Source organism: Actinoplanes subtropicus (assembly GCF_000721705.1).
Taxonomy (GTDB): Bacteria; Actinomycetota; Actinomycetes; order Mycobacteriales; family Micromonosporaceae; genus Actinoplanes; species Actinoplanes subtropicus.
This window is the reverse complement of record NZ_JOJL01000086.1, coordinates 1-7,764: the sequence shown is the minus strand read 5'-3', so window position 1 is coordinate 7,764 and position 7,764 is coordinate 1. Positions and strand designations below refer to the sequence as shown.

General features: G+C 65.8%; 8 protein-coding genes. 4 read left to right on the top strand and 4 right to left on the bottom strand.

The annotated features are described in order from the left end of the window. Positions 1 to 1,237: 1,237 nt before the first annotated feature. The 3 genes from IH26_RS59265 to IH26_RS0151850 all read right to left on the bottom strand — a co-directional run bounded on the left by IH26_RS59265 (position 1,238) and on the right by IH26_RS0151850 (position 3,116). A complete protein-coding gene (locus tag IH26_RS59265) occupies positions 1,238 to 1,945 on the bottom strand; it encodes a hypothetical protein (protein WP_157437896.1) in 708 nt (235 codons plus the stop codon). 65 nt (positions 1,946 to 2,010) lie between these two features. Then, on the bottom strand, positions 2,011 to 2,289 hold the full coding sequence (locus tag IH26_RS0151855; RefSeq protein ID WP_030443708.1) for a hypothetical protein: 279 nt from the start codon (positions 2,287 to 2,289) through the stop codon (positions 2,011 to 2,013). Between the two features lie 254 nt (positions 2,290 to 2,543). Continuing rightward, complete coding sequence (locus IH26_RS0151850; protein WP_034218223.1) at positions 2,544 to 3,116, bottom strand: DUF6431 domain-containing protein; 573 nt, start codon at positions 3,114 to 3,116, stop codon at positions 2,544 to 2,546. A 543-nt stretch (positions 3,117 to 3,659) separates the two neighbouring features. Here IH26_RS0151850 and IH26_RS64875 point away from each other — a divergent pair. After that, a complete protein-coding gene (locus IH26_RS64875) occupies positions 3,660 to 3,932 on the top strand; it encodes a CPCC family cysteine-rich protein (protein WP_425394478.1) in 273 nt (90 codons plus the stop codon). Between the two features lie 178 nt (positions 3,933 to 4,110). Beyond that, entirely contained in the window at positions 4,111 to 5,055 is a 945-nt protein-coding gene (locus IH26_RS56940) for a hypothetical protein (RefSeq protein WP_157437894.1), read from the top strand. Between the two features lie 148 nt (positions 5,056 to 5,203). Here the strand turns inward: IH26_RS56940 and IH26_RS62505 are convergent, their stop codons facing one another. Continuing rightward, a complete protein-coding gene (locus IH26_RS62505) occupies positions 5,204 to 5,899 on the bottom strand; it encodes a hypothetical protein (RefSeq protein ID WP_063763933.1) in 696 nt (231 codons plus the stop codon). A gap of 243 nt (positions 5,900 to 6,142) precedes the next feature. On the opposite strand from IH26_RS62505, the gene IH26_RS60995 reads away from it, so the two are divergent. Together IH26_RS60995 and IH26_RS0151830 are read left to right on the top strand one after the other, a co-directional pair. Further along, positions 6,143 to 6,388 (top strand): e9imm peptide, encoded by a 246-nt coding sequence (locus tag IH26_RS60995; protein WP_157437893.1) that lies wholly within the window; start codon positions 6,143 to 6,145, stop codon positions 6,386 to 6,388. A 164-nt stretch (positions 6,389 to 6,552) separates the two neighbouring features. After that, a complete protein-coding gene (locus IH26_RS0151830; RefSeq protein ID WP_030443704.1) occupies positions 6,553 to 7,005 on the top strand; it encodes a hypothetical protein in 453 nt (150 codons plus the stop codon). Positions 7,006 to 7,764: the final 759 nt, after the last annotated feature.

Here is a 7,764-nt window from a genome sequence, read left to right as displayed (position 1 = left end):
CGGCCCGGGCGAGCGCTGTCAGGTTGGTTGTGCCGGCGGCGTTGGTGTCGTCGAGGAGGCGGCGCACGTCGTCGGCGGTACGGATCGCCCCGGCCCAGGCGCTGCGACTGGCGGGCATGCTGCCTCCCCTCGGTGGTGCGGGCCGCGAGGGAAGGCGCAGCAGCAGTGGTGCGCGTTGACCAGCGGTTCGCGGGCGCTGGTCGAACGCATGTTCTAAGCCAACTATAGGTGCTATGCCGCCAGGCTGCACCGCTATGACTGAGCGTGACGGTTGGCGGATGTCGAGTGCGTCATTTGGCGGTACGTACGCCGCTGCGGACGGGGCCGATGGGCCGAATCGCGGTAGTTGTCGCCTATGCCATGACCTGTTCTCGTTACCCGCGTTCGGCTGGAAAATCACCTCGCGATGGCCGCGCCCGATCATCTACAGTGGGTCTGCCGAATCAGATGCACTCTTGGGTGAAGATGATGATTTGGCGGCGTGGTGCTCGGATGGTGATCGGACGTCGGGACACGGTGCAGCACTACGCGGCACCCACCGGCACGCGAGCCCCACTCGGCGGCATGCTAGAGTCGTTCCTCGCAGGGCCAGGGAGTAACAAAACCCGCGGACCTGCGGATACGCAACCGCGACCCCGTGGACGCATCAGTACGCGCGACCACGGAGAGTAGTTGAACGAGCGCCCGTAGCTCAATGGATAGAGCATCTGACTACGGATCGAAAGGTTTACATCTTTTCTCGGTACCACCATCTTACACAGTTTGGGGCCAGTGAGCTGCGGAAACGCAGATCGCGGCCCTTTTTCGTGTCCCATTTCTCGAGGGGATTTTCCCAAGAAATGGGACGGTGGTGCTCGGATGGTGATCGGCTGTTTCGGAACGGCCTGTGCTGCCCGAGGACGTTGCGGTTCGGGCAATGTCGTTCCGTCTAGCCGCGCGCACGCGCTTGTGGACCGTGTCGAGGCTGGTACCTCGTCCCGTGGGTGGCCGGGATCGGCGGACGAACAACGTTCATCGAAGACCTGATCGATGAACCCGACCGAGCCGTCCCTGCTGGGGAGAGCGCGACGCACGAAGTCGCTCGGCTGGCGTTCAGTCGGGGATCGCAGAGCCGCTCTGACCCGCGCGGGTGAAGTCGGCGCCGGGCCGCCGTCCGGCGCGCCATCGTCGCTGAGATTCGCGCTGGTCGAGGCGGTGTAGGGCGGCCTCGGGTGGGCGCTCGTTTTCGGCGAAATGTCTACGGTGTCGTGCCGGTATGTGGGTTGCGTGTGTCGGCCAGCGGTTGGTTTTGGGTAGTTGGGTCAGGTCGGTGGCGGCGATGTTGTCCCCCGGCCATGATGAGGATGTCATCGGTGATGCCGAGCACGTACACCTGGGTCGTGGGTAGGGGCTCGCCGATGGGGTTGCTTGTGGTCAGGTCCCATACCCGTACCGTGGCATCGTCGCTGCCGGTGACCGCGACCGACCGGCCGTTCACCGTCGTGCACGCACCGCCTGAACCGCGGGTGTCCAGTCGGGTGAGGATTTCGTGTGGGGTGGTGTTGCGGTGGGTCCAGAGGGTGGGTAGCGGTCTGCCGAGGTTGGGCAGGGGGTTCCCGGTGAGGGCGGCGTGCAGGCTGAGGCGTGGAGGCGGGCCGACGTGCTTGCCGAACAGGGACGTGTCGAGGAACTGCGTTGGCGGGCAGAAGCAGGTTACGGGCACGCGGGCAGTCGGCTGGCCGACTTGAAAGTCGAGCGAGGCGATTGGGCAGCCGTGCGCACTGTGACTCCGAACGGCCGGTGCCCCAAGACGACGACCGGCGGGAGACAGCCGGATCGCCGGCATTCGTTGGGCCGCAGATGCGACCGGAACCTGACGGTCACGTGGCTTGGCGCAGCGGATCACCGATTCCGAGCCCACGCAGGAGGTGACCGAATAGTCGATCGAGAACTCCGGTGAGGTCACCGGAGAGTTCGACCGTCGTTGCGCTGGTTGTCCGGCGGTAGCTCTCATCGCGGTACGGAACCGCGCTAGTCCAGAAACCTCGTGAGGGCGGTCGTTGAGGTTTCGCGCCGCGCAGGCCATCGATGTGCACACCGATGCTGGCAGTGCAGCCCGGCGCGCTCAGAGATTTCGGAGAAGATGCCGAGCGTCAAGAACGTGTAGGTGATGACCTCGTTCTGGTCGAGGACCATTTCCTGGTCTGACCTGCCGGGATAGGTCGAATACTCGCCGACGACATCTCGAGCCGCGAGCGCGACAGCGCCAGAGTCGAAGACTTCAAGCGCCAAGTGATAGCCGTCGGACACGCGGTACCGGAAAGATCGTCCTCCAGGTATGGGCAGACCGTTCCGGCTGCTGAACGACAGACCGCGGTCGCTGTAGACCAGCTGGCCTGTTGCGCGTCGCTCAGGATGACGATGAAGGCGGCGTTCAGGATGAACACGAACGAGCCAGTGTTGGTGTTCATGGTGACGCCGTCGTCCTCACGGTGACGTCGTCATCCATCGATGAGTACGGGGCCGTCGGCGGGCAGACTGATCCCTTGGTCGAGGCTTGTTGATCATGTTGGGGCGAGGAGTCTGCCCCGGGTGAACACGCCGATGAGCGTCCACGCCCCGGCGTGTCGCGCGAACCGGCGCCGCCAGGCGGCCACCGCGGCAGCGAGGGCGACCAGGGCGTCACCCAGCACGGTGGGCTGCGGGTCGAACCCGGCGGCGAGGACCTCGCGATCGAGCTGGGCGACGTGGCTGATGCCTTGCTGGTACAGCCAGCCGGGGTGCGGGCTGCGGGCCGCCCGGAGCCAGCGGCGCACGGTCGAGGGCGGCCGGCCGAGCTCGGCGGCGATACGCCGCCAGCCGCGGCCACGGGCCTTGGCGAGCAGGGCGGCGCCGATGACCTCGGTGGCATCCGCGCGGCGGGGAAGCAGTGAGCCGGGCAACAGCACCTGGGTGACCTGGCAGCTGGCACAGCGGGCCCGGCGGGGCCGTACGGTGCGGGTGGTGCCGTCAAGCTGGCGGACCGGGCGGCTGGCCGCGTACGCCCAGCGGCGCAGCACGCCGCCGCAGCGGGGGCAGGTCAGCACGCCGGCGGCCAGGTCGGTCTCGACCTGGTTCGGCTCGGCCACCACGATCACCGCACGCTGCTCCCGCCATGAGTAGGAGCCTTGCCTACCACAACCCGGCCCGGCCAGGGGCCAACCCGCGTTGGCCCGCACCGGCCGCGACCGCCCACACCCGACGACCCGGACCGCGCGCCGGTGGCGTCACCGTGGACACCACCGCCGGCGGCCGGACGCCGCAACGCCGCAGCCACGCGCCAACGGGTCGTGTTCGTGTTCATGGTGACGACGCGGATGAAGGCCCGCCGGCCCGGATTTCGTGGTCACCGTGAATGACGCCGGACGGCTTCTACGTCCTCATCCAGGGCGCCGTCCAACACCCCGGATGCCCAGACCAGCTTGGTATCTGATGCCCCGGCCTCAAGCATATTCGGCAAGATCGAGACGCCGCACGTCGTCGTGCCCCTCAACGCTCTGACGCTGGCGGCCCCCTTGGTGCCTTGATCGCGTGCACTGTTCTCGGGACGACCGTGCGTCGACCGCATGGTTGGCCGCTACTCGCTGTAGCGAGCGGTCCGCGGCATGATAGTGCGCCAGGAACGAATGGCGTAGCGTCCGGTGGAGGACAATAGAATTGTGATTCCCCCATATCCATGCGTCTGTTGCGGCCATCTGACGATGGACGAGCCGCCAGGTTCGTTCGAGATATGCCCAGTGTGTTTCTGGGAGGACGACAGCGTGCAGTTGCGCTGGCCGGACTGGTACGGCGGTGCCAACCACCCTTGTTTGGTCGATGCTCAGCAGAACTACCAACGCTTCGGAGCATGCGACGAACGATCCATGCCAAACGCCCGGCCGTCCACGGCGGCCGAGCCGAAGGACTCTGGATGACGTCCCATCGACCTCCGCAGGGACGAGTTCGAGCCCTTCGATGTCGCCTTGGCTCCTTGGCCTGAGGACCGCACCGCGCTGTATTGGTGGCGCTACGACGGAAAGGGCTTCTGGCGGCGCAGAACCTGACCTGATCCATGAGCCCTCGGCCGCCGGTCACCGACCGTAACAAGCGGCGGTGGTTGAGCACGCGGACGGCGGATCCGCGTACTCAGCGTCCGTCGGCGCGTCGGTTGCCTGCCATGATGGCCTCATGGGCGCTGGGTCTGAACTGCGGGATTGGCTCGACGGCGTCTGGTCGAGGACGTCCGTCATCCAGATCGTTGAAGGTGGCGAAGACGCTGGCCCGTTTCCCGGCCGCGCTGTGCTGGCCGAAATTCGAGATGCTGCATCAGTCGACCTGCTGAGGAAGCTGACCACCATAGGCTCCTTCACGGGCGACATCTGCCGTTGTCCCGGCGGCTCCACTGTCGTTCTTCGCGGTGCGGCGGGCCAGCTGCTCGCCAGCGCCAGCATTCACGCTTACGGCTCGGTGAGCTGGGAACGATCGCGATTCCGCAATGACCTGGTCGTCGCCGATCCCGCCGGACTGCACCTGTTTCTCGCCGAGACCGGCATGCCATGTGCGTTGGGAGCGTTCCTGGCCCCGTTGGTCGATCGGCTGAACCTTTACGAGCAGCGTCCGCAGTTTCGGCCCGCAGGAAAGGCCGGGTGGCGATACCTCGTCGAGCGCGGAGTACCCGAGTCGCTGTACCCGAGCCTGCTGACCGTCACCGGCCAGCAAGCCGGCGAACTACCCGCAGAGCAGGTCGATGACATCCGCCGGCGACTCATCGCCGCGATGCCCTCGGCCGTTGATCGCGCCCTGGTGCTGCTGTCCTGGTTGGGTCGGCTCCCTGTGCCAGCCGAGGCGCTGTGGGGCGAAGGAAGACTGATTCGGCAACTACTTGCCGATCTGTCCGCGCCCGAACGCGCGGCCGCGGCCTCGGGTGCCGCCTCGGCCGACGTTGCGATGGGCGTGGTCAATATGGCCATGCACGGCGAGGATGACGGCACGCTGGCCGCGGCCATTGGTCCCACACTGCGCCAGCTATTCCCACCGAGCCAGCCGGCGAAGCCCTGACGGCATATCGCGGACGGGCGACCGCGATAACACTCAACTCGGCTGCCCCGGACACTGATCGGCCAGGCGAACCAAACCACAGAGCGTGACCTCCGCCGTAGGTCCAGCGGGCAACTCGCGGCATGAGAGTGCGCTGCCGTCGCATGGGTCAAACGGCGTACCGCTGCCAGGCGAACCGGCGTGAAATCGCGGGATCGTCCTGCAGAAAGGAGGTGAAGGCGCTGATGACCTCTTCACCGCTCGTAAGCTCTACCCGGTAATGCTCCTCGGGCGCTCCGTCGCGACGCTCTAACGCGTACCAACCGTGCCAGGTGCCTGCCCGCTCGCCGTACCCGACCTGGATGTACCAGTCATCGGATCGAGTCAGCACGGCGAAGTAGTCGTCCGCGGACAACCGCGTGAGAACTCTACGGATGATGTCAGCGTCGGGGTCTCGGAACGCGCGACCGTGCGCCGATGTGAGCTCGAATCGCCACGGCTGCGACCATGACGTCCGAAGTTGTTCCTGCTGTGGGTCGTAGCAGTTCAACCCATGTTGCTCGGCCACCTCGGCGGCCCATGCCGAGACCTCGTCGCACCGGCTCCACACCATCGGGAAGTACACCAGCGGCCCGCTCGCCTCACTCAACAGCGGCCCGCTCGACCAAGGGCTGTCATCACCCGCGTCGGTATCGATGTCCGGATAGCGGTCGAGCAATGCCGCCACGTACGCGGCTATGCGTGCCGTCGGCTCGACAGACTCCGCTGATTCGACGAATCGGGCATACAGGGCCTCGAATTCGGCTGCGGCTGCGGCGTCGTTTGCCGGCCGGTCGCCTTCCCAGACAGCCAGGTCGTAGGACATGCCAAGATTCTCGCGTACGTCCCGACCCACGCTGCACCCCGATACCGCTGCGGCGTCGGGGACAGCCCACCGTGCCAGTTCCCTTTGGCAGGCCCGCTGGATGTAGTGGATCAGGAGGCGGCATACCTGTCCAGCTGTCGGGACCGCTGCCGCAGCAACGAGCTCCGAATGCTTGGATCGCCAGATCCGGATGCCCAGCGAGCCGCACGGATCCCATTCGCCAGTTCTCGTTACCCTGCCAGGGTGACGAAAGATCCCGGCCTACCAGCACGAACGCTTGATGACGCACAACGTCAGCGAGCGCGCGATCTCGTCCAGCGCCTCAAGGACCCCACGTTGCCGGACGACGCCAGTGGCGAACTCATGGATGAGCTGGAGAGGCTTCTGCTTTACCCCAGGGTCAGTGATCTTCTGTTCTGGCGTACACCCGAACTCAGCACCGACGAAGTCATCGATGAGGCGCTACGGTACCTGCCCTTCGCCGGCTGACCAGCCGGCAACACGTCCGGGAACAGCCTTCCGGCGGCGCCCGCTTACACGCGATTCGCGGCATGTCCGGATGGCTTTCGTGCAGAGCCGGTGTCGAGGTCGCTCAACTGTGGTACCGGAACTCGTCCCGCTCTCGGCGTCCCGTCTGCCGGTACGATCCGCGCGTGTCTTCAATCGTCTCGTTCTACATCGTCAGCCGCGGCGACCTGCCGGCAATCGTCGGGGCCGCCGGTTCGGCCCGCGCCTGGGAGGCGATCGAGCAGTTCGGTGTGGAAATTGGCGAGGAGTTTGACTGGTCCGGGTACGTGATGCTCAACGTCGTGGCCCGTCTGGAAGCGTCGGGCATCGTGCTGGCGAGCCCGAGTTTGCGGGAGGCGGCCGAGGCCATTAACGCCGACTGCGACTACATCACGCTGATCGCGAACGACGCCCAGACGTTCCTCGATCGTCTCGGCCCGGCGGCTTTTGGACCCAGTGACCTGCTCGAAGGTCCGATCGACCTGGGCCTTGACGACGAAGAAGCCGGTTACGCGATCACGGACGCGCTGACTGTGCTGCGTGACGGGATTGCGAGGCTATCCGGCGACGACGTGCTCCTGCTGCACATCGGCGGCTGACCTGGCCGATCCGAGTCGTCCGCGCCTCGGCCGATCGCCCACATCAACGAAGGGAGGCCGGGGCAAACGTCGAGGCCTGGCCGTTACGTCGCGTAGCGAGCGGTTCGCGGCTAAATGAGGAAGGCATCCGAGCCCACACCAGTCCACCGACTACGGTGACGAACTGCCCTTTTACCGATTGATCCTGACGTTCGGCAGCTCAACTGGTATCCATGAGCTGGCGCGTCCAGGCTGGCGTTAGGGCTCGATAACGCCTCAACTCGTCCCGGCATCCACGTAGGTGCCCAGTTTGAAGATCGCTAGGGCCAGTACGCCGACGCTGACGGCCGTCCATCCAATGACCGAGCCGGCCCCGGCGAGATCGTAACCACCTACTCGGTAAGGGCTTCCACGTCGAGCAATCAGCCCGAGCATTCCACCGATTCCGGCGATGATCGTGCCAATGCTCCACGTCCAGGTCCACATCCAGGGGAGAGCAACAACCGATAAAGGGAACCACAGGAGACACGCGCAGGAGAGAACCATCGAAGTGATCGCAAGTCCGCGCGAGGACTGTGCTGGCGATTCGCTGTCTGAGTTAGGCATTACTCGCGGCCCCAATCGATTATCGACCCTCAGAGTAGCGGCGTGGTCAACGCTGTCCAGACCGCCAGCGACGATGCCGTCGCTAGCTCCTCGCCAGTTCGGCCGGCGCGACACCAGTGTCGTTGCAGAAAGTTACCGCCTTCTCCGTTGGCCATGCTCTGTCCGCGGCATGAG